The following is a 16,544-nucleotide window of genomic DNA, read 5'->3' as shown; positions in this document are numbered from 1 at the left end:
GATCATGAACCAGTAGCTCCCGACACACAATCGGTGCCAGCCAAGCCGTTGTTAGCCAGACCTGGATATCGGGTCGTTGTTACCGATACATAGCTGCCTGCTCATTGCCATCAAGCCATCACCACAGGAGCGATAACATGTTATTTCACGTCAGTCGCTCCAGCCTCATACGTAACCACCCGACAGGATCGGCGCTATGACGGATCGAATGCAGCCCTTGCTGTCCGCCGCGCTAACCGCGTCGCAACGCCTGTCCGCCAGCTCGCCATCCACCAGCGTGACAGCGGGCAGCAGCGAACTTGCTCAAACAAGCATGAGCGCGGCAACGGCCAAACGCGATGTGCAGATCATCAAGGCTAGCGTGGTCGCTACCCGGGTCGATCAGCAAGGCCGCCAACAGCTGCTGCAATTGAAGTCCGGCAACGACACCTTTGAAGTCAGCAGCCAGCGCCCCATTGCCAAAGGCAGCCAGCTGACGTTAGCCGTCGACAGCACTGCCAAACCGGTGCCGACCGTTGAGGTGCTGTCGGTAAAACCGCCGCCGTCTGGCACCAGCCCAGCCGCACCATCACGGTCCGAAGCTTCCCTTTTACAACAAGCGGTACAACAACTGCTGCGCTCACGACTGCCCATACAAACGATACAAACTGCAGAGCCCGCGCCGTCTAACATATCGCCAAACAACACCAGTAAAGCACTTGCGAGCAATGCGAAAGCTGGCGGTATTCACAGCCAGATTCAAAGCTATGCGGCTCAAGCAGGGACGGTTGCCACCAATAGAACGGTATCGCAAGCCACCGCCCAGCTGTTACAACAAGTGCTGGGCAGCCTTGAGAGCACGGGCAAGCAGAGCACTGATAACCAGCAAGCATTGCGCTCCTTTGTTCAGCAATTGCCTCAGCTAGGCGGCTCGGGTGCAACCCAAAGTAAGCCTGAGACTGCCAAACAAACAGCAGACGGTGCTTTTACTAGCAATTCACCCAACAGCACGCTCCCCACCGCCAACCAGGTGAAGCACGCCATCCTGCAATCCGGTATTTTTCACGAAGCCGATCTGATGCAACAGCTGAACGCTCAACCTGGCTCACGTGCCGAAAGCCCTGCTCAGGATCTGGCTGGCCAACTGTTTCGAGCTGCGGGGCGACTGTTTGCCAAGGCCTATACGGTATCCACAGCCTCTGAGTCATCGGCGTCCAAAGCAAGCAGTCAAACCGGGACAGCACAGCCGACCCCACAGGCAACAGAGTCAGTGCCACCCCTTCGACAAAATCCGCTACAAAAACCCCCGTCCAAATCAGCGGCTGACGCCACCCAGCTGCAAAAGCAACTTAACGGCATTGGCGAGCAATACAGCCAACGTCAGAGTGCCAGTGTTCAGGCCGCCCTGGACAGTTTGACGCCTCCCAACCTGAAAACTCTGCTCACCCGTTTGCTGGCAGAGCACGGCGGGCTGGGACAACAAGGCGCTGGCCGTCCTTCCCCCTTGCCTGCCTCATTGCCCACCTACTTGCCTGCCGCCTTGTCCACCAAATTACCCACCAGCTGGGCCAGTGTTACAACTCAGAGCCAGACCCAAACCGGTACGGCTGTTTCTGGTAGCGCTAGCGTTTTATCCGGCTCGGCAGAGGCTGCCCTGATACAACAGCTCAGAGGTGCGTTGGCCAGCATAGAAACCCAGCAAATACAGATGCGTCAGGCGCAGAGTCAAGGCGAGTCGCTGTTACGCAGCCTGTTGCTGTTCAATCAGGACGACCAGTTGCAGCAGGCCACACTGGATTTAAGGAAAGAACAAACGGAGCCGTTGCGGGAGCTGGCAGGAGACCGTGCATCAGATCGCACGTCAGAAAAAAGCCATGAGCAGGAGCCACTCCCGTCCAGGCTCAGCGGCAATAGCAGCGACCAGAACAACGCCAGTGACAACGGCCATGCCCAGACAGAGACCAAAGACCAACGCGGCGAAGCACATCGCCCCAGCCGCTGGCACCTGAACCTGCATTTTGAACTGCAGCAAACCGGGCCTTTGGATGTGCAAGTGGTGATGGGCTGGCCCGATATCTCGGTGACCTTCTGGTCGCCACAAGCGCAGATACGTCAGCAACTGAGTCAGCAAATAGCTGGGCTCAGAAGCACTCTGGGGCAATTGGGCGCGCGCGTTGAGCTGTTGGACGTCAAACACGGCCTACTGCCCGACAACGAACAGAACCGCATAGAACAACGGTTGGTGGACCTGCACACATGAGCATTCCGGAATCCCTGAAACAGGCCGATCAGGCCATTGCCCTGAGTTATGTTGCCGACCAGCATGATGCCCCGACGCTGGTTGCCAAAGGCGAAGACGACGTCGCCCAGGCCATCATCGAACTGGCGTTAGCGCACTCGGTGCCTGTTTACGAAAACGCCAGCCTCACCGAATGGTTGGGGCAATTGGAAATAGGGGATGAAATTCCCGCCGAGCTGTATCAGGTGATCGCAGAGATTCTGGCGGTGGTGTACCGCATCCAGAACCGTACACCCGATCATTGAGCCAAAGGGGACATCTATTTAATCCAGTGCCCGCTCTGGCTTTCTGGATGGTTGTGAATCACGAAGCCAGTTTGCAGTCCTGACGGGGCAGTCAAAAACTGGCGACACAAAGTCGGAATCATCCAGCAGCCCCCGAAGGGCGCGGATTGCCGCTTCACATAGCTGTGTTGGATAACTTGAAAAGACTCGGCCGGACAGGTACGTCATTTCACTGCGTTATCCGCCTTGCTCTGAGAACCGGCAACACTCGCGCAGAGCTGTGCAGGATTAAACAGATGTCCCCTGAAAATCAGGCGGTCGCAGCCACCCGGGTTTCGATCGCCTGAATCAGCCAGTCGGTGTGGGTTTGCACCATGTCTTGCGGGATCAAATCGACACCTTCCAGCAGCAGCGGCAAGGAACGGTGATGATAACTGTCGATCAGGCCATGAATGGCGGTCAGGAAATACAAGGTCAGACGACGACGCTCGGCGTCCGGCTTCTGCTGCATGGCATCCACCGCATCACTCAGCAAACTCTGAACATGCTGCTGCCATTCTTCGACCAAACGATCCAGATTCATCACCGCGTTATCGTCGCGGTCGTCACTCTGGCCCGGTTTGATGACCGGCGGCTGAAACATCAACTGATAATAACCAGCACGTTCACCGGCAAACGCCACCAGCTGCGCCGTCAAACGGTACAGGGCATCAAGGGAGTCGCTGGAATCCATCGACGTCAGGCGGGTTTGCTCGAACAGCAACTCAAAGCCACGGCGTCGAATGTGCAGTAACAGGGATTCCTTGCTGGGGAAATAGTTGTAGATATTGCTGGCCGTCATATCCAGTTCTGCAGCCAGTTTGCGCATGGACAGATAATGAAATCCCAGTTGGGACATGACGGTCGCGGCGCTATCCATTATGCGCTCACGCTGGAAGGCAATTTCTTCCGGAGTGAAAGGTTTTTTGGGCATGACGGCTCCTGTCGTTGCTCTCGGCGCGGACGAGGTAAACAGCTCCTTGTACCCCTGAATCCGCCAGAACATCATTGTTCTACAATTTTTCGAGATTACTCCCGAGGCCGCTGAAATCAAGGCCAATCACCATTTTTTGTCTATTGATCGACGCTTTTATACGTTCGTTATCCCAAAGCTCTACGACAACCCTTGATACAGGGCAATTCTGGTCCTATCGCAGCCACGTAAAATGGTCAGACCAACTATCGAGGCAGTGAGTTAGCACCATGACAGAACAGGTATGCTGGGACCCTTTGTTGATCCAACGTTATAACCGTCCGGGCCCGCGCTACACCTCATACCCGACCGCGGTTGAGTTCCAGCCTGTCAGCGCCCAGACCGAACAGCGTGATGCCATTGAGCGCCAGGCCTTTGCTGTCCGTGATCCATCACGGCCGCTGTCGCTGTACCTGCACATCCCGTTCTGCCGCCATGTTTGCTACTACTGCGGCTGCAACAAGATTGTGACCAAAAACACCAGCAAGGCCGCGCCCTACCTGCAACTGCTGAAACAGGAAATCCGCGCCAAGTACGACCTGCTGAGCCAGCATGGAACGCAGCCAGTCGCGGAAGTAGAGCAACTGCATCTGGGTGGCGGCACACCCACCTTCCTCAGCGACGAAGAACTGGAAGAACTGGTCAGCTACCTGAAAAACCTGTTCACCTTCAGCCGCGCCAAAAACGCCGATTTTTCCATCGAAATCGACCCGCGAGAACTTCGCACTGGCACGCTGGTGTTGCTGCGCAAGCTCGGCTTCAACCGAATCAGCTACGGCGTACAGGATCTGGTGCACAAGGTACAAGCTGCGGTGAACCGCATTCAGCCACGGGAAATGATCGAAAGCGTTATGGCCGAGGCCCGTGCTCTGGGCTTCCGTTCCATTAACATCGATCTGATCTACGGACTGCCTCATCAAACACTGGCCAGCTTTGACGAAACTCTGGATGCCATTATCGCTATGCGGCCCGATCGCTTGTCGGTATTCAACTACGCTCACCTGCCGGAACGTTTCAAACCGCAGCGCCGCATCAACGGCGATGACCTGCCATCGGCGCAGGAAAAACTGGCGATTCTGGGCCATTCCATCCAGAAGTTGACCGACGCAGGCTACCACTACGTAGGCATGGACCACTTTGCCCTGCCTGACGACGAGCTGGCCGTTGCCCAGGCCGCAGGCCAGCTGCACCGAAACTTTCAGGGCTATACCACGCATGCCCAATGCGATCTGATTGGTTTTGGCGTTTCATCCATCAGCCAGATTGGCGACTACTACCTGCAAAATCAGGTGGTCATGAACGAATACGAGAGTGCCGTCGCGGCAGGCTATCTGCCGACCATGAAACACTTGCAAGCCAGTGCCGATGACAAGGTGATTCGTTATGTCATCACCGAGCTGCTGTGCCACCTGCAAGTGGACTTTGATGTCATCGACCAGCGCTTTGACATCGACAGCCGCCAGTTTCTGGCCGACGGTCTGAGCCGACTGCAGCCCATGGTAGAAGACCAACTGGTCGACATCAGCGCCCAAGGCGTGCGGATACGTGACAAAGGCCGGCTACTGGTGCGTAATGCCTGTATGGCATTCGACGAGTACCTCCACCAGCATGAGCAACAACGATTCTCCAAAGCAATCTGAACCTGCACCGCAAGCCCACTACAGCACCTGGTCACGCTTGCCGCGTCCCATGCGCTGGGGCATCGAAGCACTGATTCTGGTGCTATTGATGGTGGCGCTGAGCCTGTGGCTCAGCCGCCACATGCTCGATAGCGGTACCCCGCTGCCCGACGCCCCGGTGCAATTTCTCAATCCCGATGACAATCCGGCACCTCATGGACTGACGTTGCATCAGACGATTCAGGCGTCGCAACGGTCGAATCAACAACCTGTCACTCTGGTGTATGCCTTTGCCCCTGGTGCTCTATCTGCAAGGTCAGTATGCCGGGGCTGGACATGGCGCTGGACGACCAGACCCGGCTGATCGCCATTGCCATGGATTGGCATAACAAGTCCGAAGTGGCGGAAATGGTTGACTCGATTGATTTCCAACATCCGGTGGTGATGGATCACAACGCGCTGCGCGAATCGCTCAGAATCGATGGTTACCCAAGTTACTATCTGGTCGACGCCAACGGTCAAATTCGCTTTGCCGACCGCGGGCTGACCACGCCAGTGGGACTTTGGTTGCGCATCAAGCTGATGCGCTTGCAGGATTGGCTCGGCTAACCCGGCATACCCCGCCAGATGACCCAGCCCTGTTCGGTAAATTGCAGATTCACCGCTCGTGTGAAGGGTTTGTCGAACGACTCATAGCTGCGACGGAACAGGCGCAGCTGACGGAACCTCGGGTGTTTGGCCCACTCGGCCAAATCGGCCACGTACCATTCCACAATCACTTCGGCATACCAGGCATCGTCGACCCAGTACGCCGGAGACACCGAGATCACCTGCTTGATCGCCGGACGGCCGTACACCAGCTCTCGCCCATGTGGCAGCAGTCGCCAATCTGCGGTTTGCGACAACCGATAATGCCAGATCGCTTCAATCCTCGAGCCGCCTCCTTCCCGCTTGCGCTGCTCCACCGCAGCCCGCCGGGTTACGACCCCTTCATCCAGCAGCACCTGCAACAGCTGCGCCTGCTGGCTGCCATCGTCCCGCGCCATCGTTAGCGGAAAATGCAGCTCTTGCCACAGCATCGCTTGCTCGGCGGTGACCCGGGTCAACAGCGCATCCACGGTTTGCGGTGACAATGGCGGCTGATCAGGCGGTGCGGTCCAGCCATTTGCGGCCGTTGTGAAGCACAGTGAGCACAACAAACACAGTCCTATCCAGTACCGCTGGATAGCGTTACCTGGATTGCCCGGACCACTGATCAATTTAGCAACAGCAGTATCGTGGCGTCGGGAAATCGGGCGCGATTTCACGCCCTGATCCACCATCACCGGGAAATATTTTTGTAACAAAGGTTCACGAATACTGTCCATATCAATACCATAGCGCCTCCTCAGCCAAATGCCCGCTATGTCACCCAAATGTCATAGCTCACCAGTACATTCGGCCGGATAATTTCAACAGTCAGGTACTCACATGCAACAAGCCACTGCTCCTCAGCGTGCCGTCCAGAATGACGCACCCCTCGTGGCCCGAATCACGCAGGACCCCATCGAAATTCGTCAGGCGCTGGAACTGCGCTACCGTGTATTTGCTGAAGGCATGGGAGCCAAAATCGACAGCGGTGAAGCCGGTATCGATCGTGACCGTTTCGACGATGTGTGTTTGCACCTGATCGTCAAGGATGTGAACAACGACCAGGTGGTGGGTTACAGCCGCATCCTGACCAACGATCTGGCCAAACAGGCCGGTGGCTTCTATTCCGCCAGCGAATTCGATCTCAGCAACATCATCGAATCCGGCAAGACCTACATGGAAATTGGCCGTACCTGCGTTGACCCGGATTTCCGCAGTGGTGCTGTGATTGGCTTGCTGTGGTCTGGTATTGCCCAGTTTATGTCGGCCCACAACATCGACTTCCTGATGGGCTGCGCCAGCATTCCGCTGAACGATGGCTACAGCCGTGCCGTTGCCATCATCAACCACCTGCGCGAAAAGCATTACACGCCAGAGCACCTGCGTGCCGAACCACGTGTGCACATGCCGACTATCGACACCGACATGGACGGTGCCCGTCTGGTGCCGCCACTGCTGAAAGCCTACCTGCGCATTGGTGTAAAAGTGTGTGGTGAGCCGTTCCTGGACAAGGACTTCAACGTCGCCGATGCGCTGATTCTGTTGAATCGTGACGACATCAACCAGCGTTACCTGCGTCACTTCGCCAAAACCGAAGGCTGATACAGCCAGAAAAAACAAGGCCCCGGTTTGCTGCTGACTGACAAACCGGGGCCTTTCTCATTCGAGTAACAGCTGTTCTTTTGATAGCTGTACTTCTGACAGCCGCTAGCCCAAGCCACTAACCAGCTCTTCTTACTCTAACAAATACGGTTTCTGCCCGCTTCCTTGGCGTGATACAAGGCCCGATCAGCCTCTTCCACCAACGCTTCCATCCGATCCCGCAACTGCGGTTGCTGCCAGCTGCTACCGATGCTGACGCTAACGTATTCACTGCATGGCGATTGTGGATGCGGCATACGCGCCATCCGCACCGCATTCAGCATGCGCTGGGCGACAACCTCAATCCCGCGTTGATCGGTGGCCGGTAAAATCACCGCAAATTCCTCACCGCCGTAGCGTGCCACCAGATCGTGGGAACGATTGACCTGACCATTCAGAATACTGGCAATGCGTCGCAGCACCTTGTCCCCGGCCGGATGCCCGAGGGTATCGTTGTAGCCCTTGAAGGCGTCCAAATCGAGCATCAAGACACCAATGCCCTGGCCGTGACGCTGGGCCCAGCGCCACTCACGAGCAAACACCTCGTCGAAGCGGCGACGGTTGGCAATCCCCGTCAGACCATCCGTCACCGACAAGGCCTCCAACGTGCTGATGCGAGTGCGCTTTTGCAATAGCACACCCAGTCGGGCTTCCACCAGCCCGGTGTTCAAAGGCAACGGTAAATACAGCGACGCCCCTGACACCAATGCTCGGGTTTCGAGCACCGCATCGTCCGGCCCTATCACGACGAGATCCGCATCCGAGCGCTGCAACTGGTGCTGCCAGCGCCCCATAAACTGCCCCATATCCAACTCCGGAAGCGCCGATGACAGCATCAATACATCGGGCTGAAATTCCCCGTTCAGCAAACAGTCTTCCAGTTCCGCCAACGAGGTCAGGTTGATCAAACGGCAAGCCGATGGGAACAAATCCCCGATAAATGCCTGCCGAACCAGACTGGTATCGGCCAACAAAACAGTAAGAGGTTGATCCATAAGGGAACCTTATTAGCGGAAAGCGCACGAAATTCGGGCCATACTGACGACGGCGTATTATTTCCTCTCACCCTAACGTATAAATCGTCACCGACAAAATAGCGTCAGCCCGGATCGTCCCGGTGCTGGCCATCAGAACCATCAGGGAGCGTTCAATCATGATGTCACTTACCCAATATCGACCGCGCAAGCGTATTCTTTTACCTCTGATTGCGGCGGCATCACTCGGCCTGAGCGCTTGCGACAGCAAAGACGAAGCAGCCAGCAACAACGAACAAGCAGTAGCCAAAGCCAGTACCCAGGCCAGCACGGCTCAAACCAATAAAGCCAAGCAAGAAACTGCTGCCGCCAAACCCAAGGTTCGCAACGTCAGCAAAGAGCTGCCAGCGGTGCCCGACTTCGCCAGCATCACGGACGTCAAACAGAAGAAAAAAGCCTTCTTCGACTTCCTCTACAATCTGGTGAAACGCGCCAACCGCGAAGTCCTGGCAGAACGCAGCGTGATTGAGAGCTGGAACCCGGACAAAGGCGCCAGCCAGGCCATCACCGACTTGATGGAGAAGTACCGCATTGATGAAAAACTGTCCCTGCAAGACGCTCGCAGTGAACTGCTGAAGCGCGTGCAGGTGATTCCGGCGTCACTGGTGCTCGCTCAGGGCGCCAACGAAAGCGCCTGGGGCACCTCCCGCTTTGCCAAGCAGGGCAACAACTACTTCGGCCAGTGGTGTTATGTCAAAGGCTGTGGTCTGGTACCGCAACAGCGTAACGACGGTGCCGTTCACGAAGTGGCCGATTTCGACCACCCGATGGACTCCGTACGCAGCTACATCCTGAACCTGAACCGTCACTACACCTACGACGACCTGCGTGACCTGCGCGCCAAGGAAACCAAGAAACAGGGCTACGCCACCGGTTTGAATCTGGCCGCAGGCCTGATCAACTATTCCGAGCGTCGAATGGAGTACGTGAAGGAAATTCGCAGCATGATCAGCTATAACAAATTAGACAAGCTTGATCCGACAATGCTCGCGGACATCCAGAGCACCGCGAAGGAAGGTTAATTTGGACTCACGGGAACGCCGCTTCTCCAAACGTTACGACGCCGCTCCGCTGCAAGTCGAAATGCAGCTGAAAACCCTGCTGGGAGGGTGGCGCTCCCCCAATCGTGCCATCGCCATCGATATCGCCAAGAGCGGTATCGCGGTGCTGTCGCCACTGAAGTTCCGCTCCGGTCAATCGGTGCGGCTCAGTGTTGGCAATCGCGACCACAGCCTGCGCCACATTCCTGCCCGGATTGTGCGCCAGAGCCTGCGGGATGGCGATTTTATCTACGGCCTGCATTTCAATTTCGAAAAAATTCCCGAGCAAGCCCGGGCCAGTGCTGAAATCATGCTGTCACGCTTGCTTGCCACGCTGGAGCACAGCCGTGGGGGCGTTCATGCAACCAATGCCCGCACCGCCATACTGGACGGCGCAGTGAGCCCTTGACCCCGTTGGCCAGCTGCGGTTTTATGCCGCTCTTTTAAATTCCCGACCAACAAGAAGAAACACCCATGTCATTACTTACGGGACTGCTGGCGGCCATCCTGCTGGTGCTGAACACATTCTTTTGGGCACCGATGCTGATCATCGCGGCCTTGCTGAAATTCACCCTGCGTCCGTTTGAAAAGCCACTGGGTGGGCTGGTCAACGCCTTCGCCGACCTGTGGATCAAATGCAACTCCTTCTGGATGCGCCACGCCCAACCGACGCAGTGGACCATCAACGCCCCCGCCAACCTCAACCCCAAGGGCTGGTATTTTGTGGTCAGCAACCACCAGAGCTGGGTCGACATCATGGTGTTGCAGTACTGCCTCAACCACCGAATTCCACTGCTGAAGTTCTTTCTCAAACAAGAGCTGATCTGGGTACCCATCATGGGCTTTGCCTGGTGGGCCCTCGACTTCCCGTTTATGAAGCGCTACAGCAAGGCCTACCTGAAAAAGCACCCTGAGAAAAAAGGCCAGGACCTCGAAACCACCCGTCGCTCCTGCGAGAAATTCCAGTACTTACCCACCAGTGTGATGAATTTTCTCGAAGGCACCCGCCTGACCCCGGAAAAACACGCCGAACAACAGTCGCCGTTCAAGCACCTGTTGAAGCCCCGTGCTGGCGGTCTGGCATTTGCCATGAGTGTGATGGGCGATTCCTTCCACTCGATGATCGACGTCACCATCTACTACCCCGACGGCGCTCCCAGCATGTGGTCGTTCCTGCAAGGAAAGATGCGTCGTTGCCATATTGAGATCCGTGAATTCGATATTCCCGCCGAACTGCTGGAAGCCGACTACCAGAACAACCCGCAGGAGCGGGAACAGGTGCAACAGTGGGTACAAACATTGTGGGAAGAAAAAGACGCACTGATCGAACGACTGGCAGAACGCTACGGCCCCTCTGAATAACTCAGTGCCCGTTCTGGATGGCAGGGCGTTATGAGTAACGAAGCTGAATTGCAAGCCTGACGGGGCCAGTCCAGAATCAGCGACACAGTGTCAGCAGTGTCCTGCCATCCCCTCCGGGCGCGGCCTGCAGGCCGCCAGAACGGTGTTGGCGAACTTGAAAAGGACCCATCATTTCGCTGCATTCGCCGCCTGGTTCTGACAACCTGCATGACTCGCGCAGAGCTGTGCAGAGTTATTCGGAGGGTCCCTATCACCCGAATACATAAGCTAATAACTGAGAATTACTATTGTTCGTTGGAACATTGGTGTATCTAAAAGCCCTAATTTGTTCGAGTCCGTTGAATACAGGAGTTTTCCGTGAAGGTATATGAAGACATCAGCCAGTCGATTGGCAATACCCCTTTGGTTCGCATCAGCAAGATCACCGATCACCCGCACGTATACGCCAAGCTGGAAAACCGCAACCCGGCCCACTCGGTAAAATGTCGCATCGGTGCCAACATGATCTGGCAAGCCGAACAGGACGGTAAACTGAAGCCGGGCATGGAAATCGTTGAGCCAACCTCCGGTAACACCGGTATTGCACTGTCCTTCGTGGGTGCTGCTCGCGGTTACAAGGTGACCCTGACCATGCCGGAAACCATGAGCATCGAACGCCGCAAGGTGATGATGGCTCTGGGCGCCAACCTGGTGCTGACCGAAGGCGCCAAAGGCATGAAAGGAGCGGTAGATAAAGCCGCTGAACTGCTGGCCGAAGACCCGCAAAACCGCATCCTGCTGCAACAGTTCGAGAACCCGGCCAACCCGGCCATTCATGAAAAAACCACAGGCCCGGAAATCTGGAACGACACCGACGGCGAAGTTGACGTACTGGTTGCAGGCGTTGGCACCGGCGGCACCATTTCCGGTACCTCTCGTTACATCAAACAGCACAAGGCCATCACCTCGGTAGCAGTTGAACCGGCGGCCTCGCCAATCATCACCCAGAAACGCGCTGGCGAAGACCTGACGCCGGGACCACACAAGATCCAGGGCATCGGCGCCAACTTCATTCCGGGTAACCTCGACCTCAGCGTGATTGACCGCGTTGAACAGGTCAGCAACGAAGAATCCATGGAAATGGCCCACCGCCTGATGTCTGAAGAAGGCATTCTGGCTGGTATTTCCTGTGGTGCCGCCATGACCGCCGCCCTGCGTCTGGCTGGCGAACCGGAATTTGCCGACAAGAAAATCGTTGTTGTGCTGCCGGACTCCGGCGAACGCTACCTGACCTCTCCACTGTTCGAAGGCTTCTTCGACAAGTAAGCGGGTAACGCCATGTCGATGTTGCATCTGCACAATGGCGAATCCCTGCTGGACGGCGAGCTGGATTTTTATCCAGCCGCCGTTATTCAACCCGATCCGCTGTTCGATATTCTCCATCAGCAACTGCCCTGGCACAGTGACACCATCACGGTGTACGGCAAGGAGCACCGGATTCCGCGTCTGCAATGCTGGCTTGGTGATGCCGGTCTGGCCTATACCTACTCCGGTAAAACCCTCCATTCCCTGCCGTGGCACCCCGTGCTGCAACAGCTGAACCAGCAGCTCAATCAGGCATTGGGGTTGAGCAACAATTCGGTACTGTGCAATCTGTACCGCGATGGCAACGACAGCATGGGCTGGCACAGCGACGACGAAGCCGAACTGGGGCCTGCGCCTGTGGTGGTATCCGTTACCTTGGGGGCCGAGCGCGATTTTGCCCTGCGCAAGAAAGGCGAGACTCGCATGTTTGCCAAACTGCCGCTGGCGCATGGCTCGGTTCTGGTGATGAAAGCCGGTATGCAGTCACGCTGGCAACATGCTCTGCCGAAGCGTGCAGGGATCGCATCAGCCCGTATCAACCTGACCTTTCGGCAACTGATTCAAAACACGTCTGTGGTTTAAGGTTTAAGGACCCTCTGAAAAACTCCGCACAGCTCTCGGCTCTGGCTTCCTGCTTCGCCCTACGGGGATGGCAGGGCATTGCTGACTCTGTGTCGCTGATTTTTGACTTGACCCGTCAGGCCTGCAAATCAGCTTCGTGACTCAGCGTCGCCCTGTCATCCAGAGCGGGCACCGAGTTTTTCAGAGGGTCCTTAACACGCTCGCTAGCGCGAGATCACCGTCTCAATACGGAACATGATCACCGGAGTCGTTTCGTAGTTGCTGTCGCGTTCCCAGATCAGTTCTGGCGAGATTTCCCCAAACACCCAGTCCTGATACAACTTGCGGCGATAGCGAAGGCTGGCGGTGTAGGAATAGAAGGTCGGCGTCAGCTCGGTATCCCCCGAGGCACCGGCAACATAGGCCAGTGCCGCTTTGGAGCTGAGCTCGTGGTACAAGCTGGCGCTGTAGCTGAGCTTGAAGAAATCGTCATCGAGCAAATAGCCCGCCTTGGCGTTGATCCGAAACAGCTTTTCGATATTCAGCGGGTAGTTCAGCTGCACGCTGGTATCTTCCCCCCAACCTTTCGAGTTGTACCAGTAGAGGGTTTGCGTGGCCTTCATTTCCCACTCTGAAAACCAGGCGTAGCGACGGGCCCGCAGCCGGGTAAACGGGTCTGGTGGCATGCCCCAGCGCACCCCGGAATCCAGACTGGTTTTCCAGCGGTCGGTTTCGCGGAAAATAAACCGCAGCGCCGCCGAGTAGTTATTGTTTTCCACACTTTCCAGCGGATCTGCCTCTCGGGCTTCTTCGTCACTGGATTCCAACAGCAGGTTGAGCCGCTCGCTGATGCGGGGCAGCTCCAGATTGACGCTGACACCGAACTTGTAATCCACCGGCTCCCCCGCTTCCCGGCGGGTATAAAACGACAGTTTGGCGCGACTGCCACCAACGTCATCTTCAAGAATGTCTTCACTGAAGAAGGTGTCCACAAAGAACGAATCGATATCCCCCGACAGGTTATCCAGGTAGCCTGCCAGCCACTTGCGCGAACGGTTCACCATGCCATCACTGGCATCGATGGGCTGGTTTTCCGAATACTGATCGTCGCTGTTGGACGCTTCGGCATCCTGCGAGTCAGACTCTGCTGTCTCTTGTTGCACCGGGCTCATGGGCACCGCAATGGCCTGACGATACACCGGGGCCGGTTGCGACAGGCTCAAGGCTGTAGCCGTCGGACTCAGTAACCAGACGGACAGGCAAAGCCCCACGACAATGCCCCGAGCATGAAGCAACGGGAACCCCAGCAAAGCAGATAGCCAGCGCATATCAGCGGTCAGACCGGATCATGGTGAATCAGCACCTCGGCACGCGGGAATTGCGCCACAATGGCGGCTTCCACCTGTTCACCAATTTGATGGGCACGGTAGAGGCTCTGCTCGCCCTTGAGGTCGAGGTGAAACTGAATGAATTGCACCGCACCGGCCTGACGGGTTTTCAGATCGTGGAATCCTTGTACCCCATCAATGCCATGAATCAACACATGCAGCGCCTGCTCCTGTTCCGGTGGCATAGCCTGATCCATCAGCACTGCCAGTGCTTCCCGAATGATTTCGTACACGCTGTGCAGCAACACACCGGCAATCAGCAAGGCCACCAGTGGATCAAGCCAGAACTGCTCAAACCAGGCAGCGACCAAGGCCACGACCACCGCCAGGCTGGTCAGAATATCGCCGTAGTAATGGGCAGAATCGGCTTTGATCGCCAGCGAATGAGTGACTCTGGCAACCCAGCGCTGGTAGATCACCAATGCGGTCGTCAGCAGCGCCGAAAACACCATCACACCAATGCTTTCTGGCAGGGCGGCAAGAGGTTGGGGATTCAGTAAGCGGTCGACCACGTAAATCAGCAAGGCGGCGGCCGAACCCAGGATAAACGCCGATTGAATCAGCGCGGCCAGCCCTTCAGCCTTGGTGTGCCCGAACGGATGATCGTCATCGGCGGGCATCAACGCATAGCGAATGGCAAAGAAGTTCACCACCGAGGCGGCGATGTCCATCAGGGAATCCAGCAAGGAAGACAATACTGAAGTGGAGTCGCTGGCGTACCAGGCCGCCAACTTGGCAATCAGCAAGGTTGTCGCCACTACAATTGAGGCTGTCGCAGCGCGCTTGATCAGAACAGCATGTGGCTGTGTTGTCATAGATTATCCCCATCGACTGCCAGTCAGTATGCCAGACAGGCTATAACAACTGTAGCGAAGGGGTTAGCGCAGCGACAGATGTTATTCTGACGTGTCCAGAACCAGGCAAACCCGGTGACCATCCTGCTCCGCCTGATTGCTGTAGCGCCAGCCCAACCGGTCGGTCAGTTGCTGGGTCAGCTGCAAGCCCAGGCCAAAGCCCTGATCACCACGATCCTGCTTCTGCTCCTCGATGTCATCCTGACTGTCACTGTCGGCCGTGCGTTGCTCGAAGTTGTCGATATGAATGGTGCCGCCCTGCTGGCGGATTTCGACCCGCCCTTCCCAGGTGTGCTGGAAGGCGTTACGAATCAGGTTGCCCAACACAATCCGCAACGGCGTGGCCGGGAATTCTGCGGTCCAGTTGTCATCTACTTCAACCACCACCTCTACCTGCTTGTTGTTCAGCAGGAAGGCCAGCTCTTCGGTCAACTGTCGGGCCAACAAGCCCGGTGACAGCTGCTTGCGCGGCAACTGGGAAATGTCATCGCGGCTCAGCCACAGCAAGGTTTCAGTCAGCTGCGACATGGTGATGCCAGCACGTTCCAGCCGGTGCAAGGTAGCCACTACCCGATCGTCGTGAAGGTCGATGCCACGGGCAGCCATTTTCGACAACAGCTCGGTGTTGTTACGTACCACGGCAATCGGCGTGCGCAGTTCGTGGCTGGCAAAACGCAGGAAAGCCTTTTCCCGCTCCAGCGTTTCATGCATACGACAAACACTGCCGTGCACCAGCGAGGCCAATTCGTTCAGCTCGGTATAGCCAAAGTCCGGCACTGGCTGTTTCAGGTCGTGGGAATCGAGTTTGCGGGTCCAGTTCACCAGACGACCGGCCGGGCGAGCCACCAGGCTGTACAACAAGAACGCAATCAGCAGCACAATAGCAATGGAAGCCCCACCGACAATCCAGATATCCCGGCGGCTGTCTTCCAGCTGATGCGACACAATGCTGCGCTCGTGGGGGCGTCGGAAGGTGGTGGCTATGTACCAGACGTTTTTGTCGTCCTTACGCTCTGCCGAGCGATCCTTGTCCCGCTCGCCTCCTTTATCTCCATTTCGGTCGGCGTCGCGGTCGCTATCTCTACCGCTGTCTTTGCTCCCGTTACCATTGCCGCGATCGCGCTCGTCGCCTTCAAGCGCCTCAGGGTCACCGCCGAAGCGGCCAAAGTCGCGTTCGGTAAAACGCTTGCTGACCGGGTAAATCATCACGAAGTAGAGCATTTCCGGGCGTCCGGTGACGTCCTTCACTTCGGCTTTATGGATGGTGCCCTTACCTCTGGGTTGTTTGTCAAAGTGCTGACGAATGCTTTCCGGCAGTTCTTCCCATTCATCGGCGATGTAGTAGCCGCCAAACGGACCGCTTCTGAGCATGCCACGCTGGGCCAAATGCCGGACAGTGGCTTCCATATCACGGCTCAGCACCACGTCCATACCGCGAATCATGTAATCCGCGGTCAACATCGAATAGCCCACCGCCAGCAGGATTCCCAACGACAGGAAGGCTGCAATCAGAAGGGTTTTCAGGCGTAGCCGGAAACGGGGAAAGGTCATCAACAA

General features: G+C 56.7%; 17 protein-coding genes. 11 read left to right on the top strand and 6 right to left on the bottom strand.

The window, feature by feature from the left end:
• Positions 1-196 precede the first annotated feature (196 nt).
• Together fliK and ACXADJ_RS18820 are read left to right on the top strand one after the other, a co-directional pair.
• Positions 197-2,239 (top strand): flagellar hook-length control protein FliK, encoded by a 2,043-nt coding sequence (gene fliK, locus ACXADJ_RS18825; protein WP_475069042.1) that lies wholly within the window; start codon positions 197-199, stop codon positions 2,237-2,239.
• Positions 2,236-2,523 carry an EscU/YscU/HrcU family type III secretion system export apparatus switch protein gene (locus ACXADJ_RS18820; RefSeq protein WP_475069039.1) on the top strand — a complete coding sequence of 96 codons (288 nt, stop codon included), beginning with the start codon at positions 2,236-2,238 and terminating at the stop codon, positions 2,521-2,523. The genes fliK and ACXADJ_RS18820 overlap by 4 nt, the downstream gene beginning before the upstream one ends.
• Positions 2,524-2,812: 289 nt before the next feature.
• On the opposite strand, the gene ACXADJ_RS18815 is transcribed toward ACXADJ_RS18820, so the two are convergent.
• Positions 2,813-3,475 carry a TetR/AcrR family transcriptional regulator gene (locus ACXADJ_RS18815; protein ID WP_475069037.1) on the bottom strand — a complete coding sequence of 221 codons (663 nt, stop codon included), beginning with the start codon at positions 3,473-3,475 and terminating at the stop codon, positions 2,813-2,815.
• Between the two features lie 269 nt (positions 3,476-3,744).
• Here ACXADJ_RS18815 and hemN point away from each other — a divergent pair, with 269 nt between their 5' ends.
• The 3 genes from hemN to ACXADJ_RS18800 are packed head-to-tail and all read left to right on the top strand — an operon-like array spanning position 3,745 to position 5,742.
• Complete coding sequence (gene hemN / locus ACXADJ_RS18810; RefSeq protein WP_475069035.1) at positions 3,745-5,154, top strand: oxygen-independent coproporphyrinogen III oxidase; 1,410 nt, start codon at positions 3,745-3,747, stop codon at positions 5,152-5,154.
• Complete coding sequence (locus ACXADJ_RS18805) at positions 5,123-5,497, top strand: hypothetical protein (protein WP_475069033.1); 375 nt, start codon at positions 5,123-5,125, stop codon at positions 5,495-5,497. The genes hemN and ACXADJ_RS18805 overlap by 32 nt, the downstream gene beginning before the upstream one ends.
• Positions 5,470-5,742 carry a thioredoxin domain-containing protein gene (locus ACXADJ_RS18800; protein ID WP_475069031.1) on the top strand — a complete coding sequence of 91 codons (273 nt, stop codon included), beginning with the start codon at positions 5,470-5,472 and terminating at the stop codon, positions 5,740-5,742. The genes ACXADJ_RS18805 and ACXADJ_RS18800 overlap by 28 nt, the downstream gene beginning before the upstream one ends.
• On the opposite strand, the gene ACXADJ_RS18795 is transcribed toward ACXADJ_RS18800, so the two are convergent.
• A complete protein-coding gene (locus tag ACXADJ_RS18795; RefSeq protein WP_475069029.1) occupies positions 5,739-6,500 on the bottom strand; it encodes a hypothetical protein in 762 nt (253 codons plus the stop codon). The two genes, ACXADJ_RS18800 and ACXADJ_RS18795, sit on opposite strands and share 4 nt — an antisense overlap.
• A 154-nt stretch (positions 6,501-6,654) precedes the next feature.
• Between ACXADJ_RS18795 and ACXADJ_RS18790 the strand changes: the two genes are divergently transcribed.
• Positions 6,655-7,365 (top strand): GNAT family N-acetyltransferase, encoded by a 711-nt coding sequence (locus ACXADJ_RS18790; protein ID WP_475069027.1) that lies wholly within the window; start codon positions 6,655-6,657, stop codon positions 7,363-7,365.
• 137 nt (positions 7,366-7,502) lie between these two features.
• Here ACXADJ_RS18790 and ACXADJ_RS18785 read toward each other — a convergent pair whose 3' ends face one another.
• A complete protein-coding gene (locus ACXADJ_RS18785) occupies positions 7,503-8,399 on the bottom strand; it encodes a diguanylate cyclase (protein ID WP_475069025.1) in 897 nt (298 codons plus the stop codon).
• A gap of 158 nt (positions 8,400-8,557) precedes the next feature.
• Between ACXADJ_RS18785 and ACXADJ_RS18780 the strand changes: the two genes are divergently transcribed.
• The 5 genes from ACXADJ_RS18780 to ACXADJ_RS18760 all read left to right on the top strand — a co-directional run bounded on the left by ACXADJ_RS18780 (position 8,558) and on the right by ACXADJ_RS18760 (position 12,766).
• Positions 8,558-9,460, top strand: a complete 903-nt coding sequence (locus ACXADJ_RS18780; protein ID WP_475069023.1) for a glucosaminidase domain-containing protein — start codon at positions 8,558-8,560, stop codon at positions 9,458-9,460.
• Position 9,461: 1 nt separating this feature from the next.
• Positions 9,462-9,887, top strand: a complete 426-nt coding sequence (locus ACXADJ_RS18775; protein WP_475069021.1) for a PilZ domain-containing protein — start codon at positions 9,462-9,464, stop codon at positions 9,885-9,887.
• A gap of 65 nt (positions 9,888-9,952) precedes the next feature.
• Entirely contained in the window at positions 9,953-10,840 is an 888-nt protein-coding gene (locus ACXADJ_RS18770; protein ID WP_475069019.1) for an acyltransferase, read from the top strand.
• 357 nt (positions 10,841-11,197) lie between these two features.
• Positions 11,198-12,145 (top strand): cysteine synthase A, encoded by a 948-nt coding sequence (cysK, locus tag ACXADJ_RS18765; protein ID WP_475069017.1) that lies wholly within the window; start codon positions 11,198-11,200, stop codon positions 12,143-12,145.
• Between the two features lie 12 nt (positions 12,146-12,157).
• Positions 12,158-12,766 (top strand): alpha-ketoglutarate-dependent dioxygenase AlkB family protein, encoded by a 609-nt coding sequence (locus tag ACXADJ_RS18760; protein WP_475069014.1) that lies wholly within the window; start codon positions 12,158-12,160, stop codon positions 12,764-12,766.
• Positions 12,767-12,969: 203 nt separating this feature from the next.
• Here ACXADJ_RS18760 and ACXADJ_RS18755 read toward each other — a convergent pair whose 3' ends face one another.
• From ACXADJ_RS18755 to ACXADJ_RS18745, 3 genes are all read right to left on the bottom strand, one after another.
• Positions 12,970-13,968 (bottom strand): hypothetical protein, encoded by a 999-nt coding sequence (locus ACXADJ_RS18755; protein WP_475069012.1) that lies wholly within the window; start codon positions 13,966-13,968, stop codon positions 12,970-12,972.
• Between the two features lie 113 nt (positions 13,969-14,081).
• Positions 14,082-14,948: a cation diffusion facilitator family transporter gene (locus ACXADJ_RS18750; protein WP_475069010.1), complete on the bottom strand. Its 867-nt coding sequence runs from the start codon at positions 14,946-14,948 to the stop codon at positions 14,082-14,084.
• An 81-nt stretch (positions 14,949-15,029) separates the two neighbouring features.
• The gene (locus ACXADJ_RS18745; protein ID WP_475069009.1) at positions 15,030-16,538 is read right to left on the bottom strand and encodes a sensor histidine kinase; all 1,509 of its coding nucleotides are present in this window, start codon (positions 16,536-16,538) and stop codon (positions 15,030-15,032) included.
• Positions 16,539-16,544 lie beyond the last annotated feature (6 nt).

Source organism: Oceanobacter sp. ABM4_470, from assembly GCF_056158645.1.
Note: the sequence above shows the minus strand (reverse complement) of the source record. Positions and strands in the feature narration are given on the sequence as shown.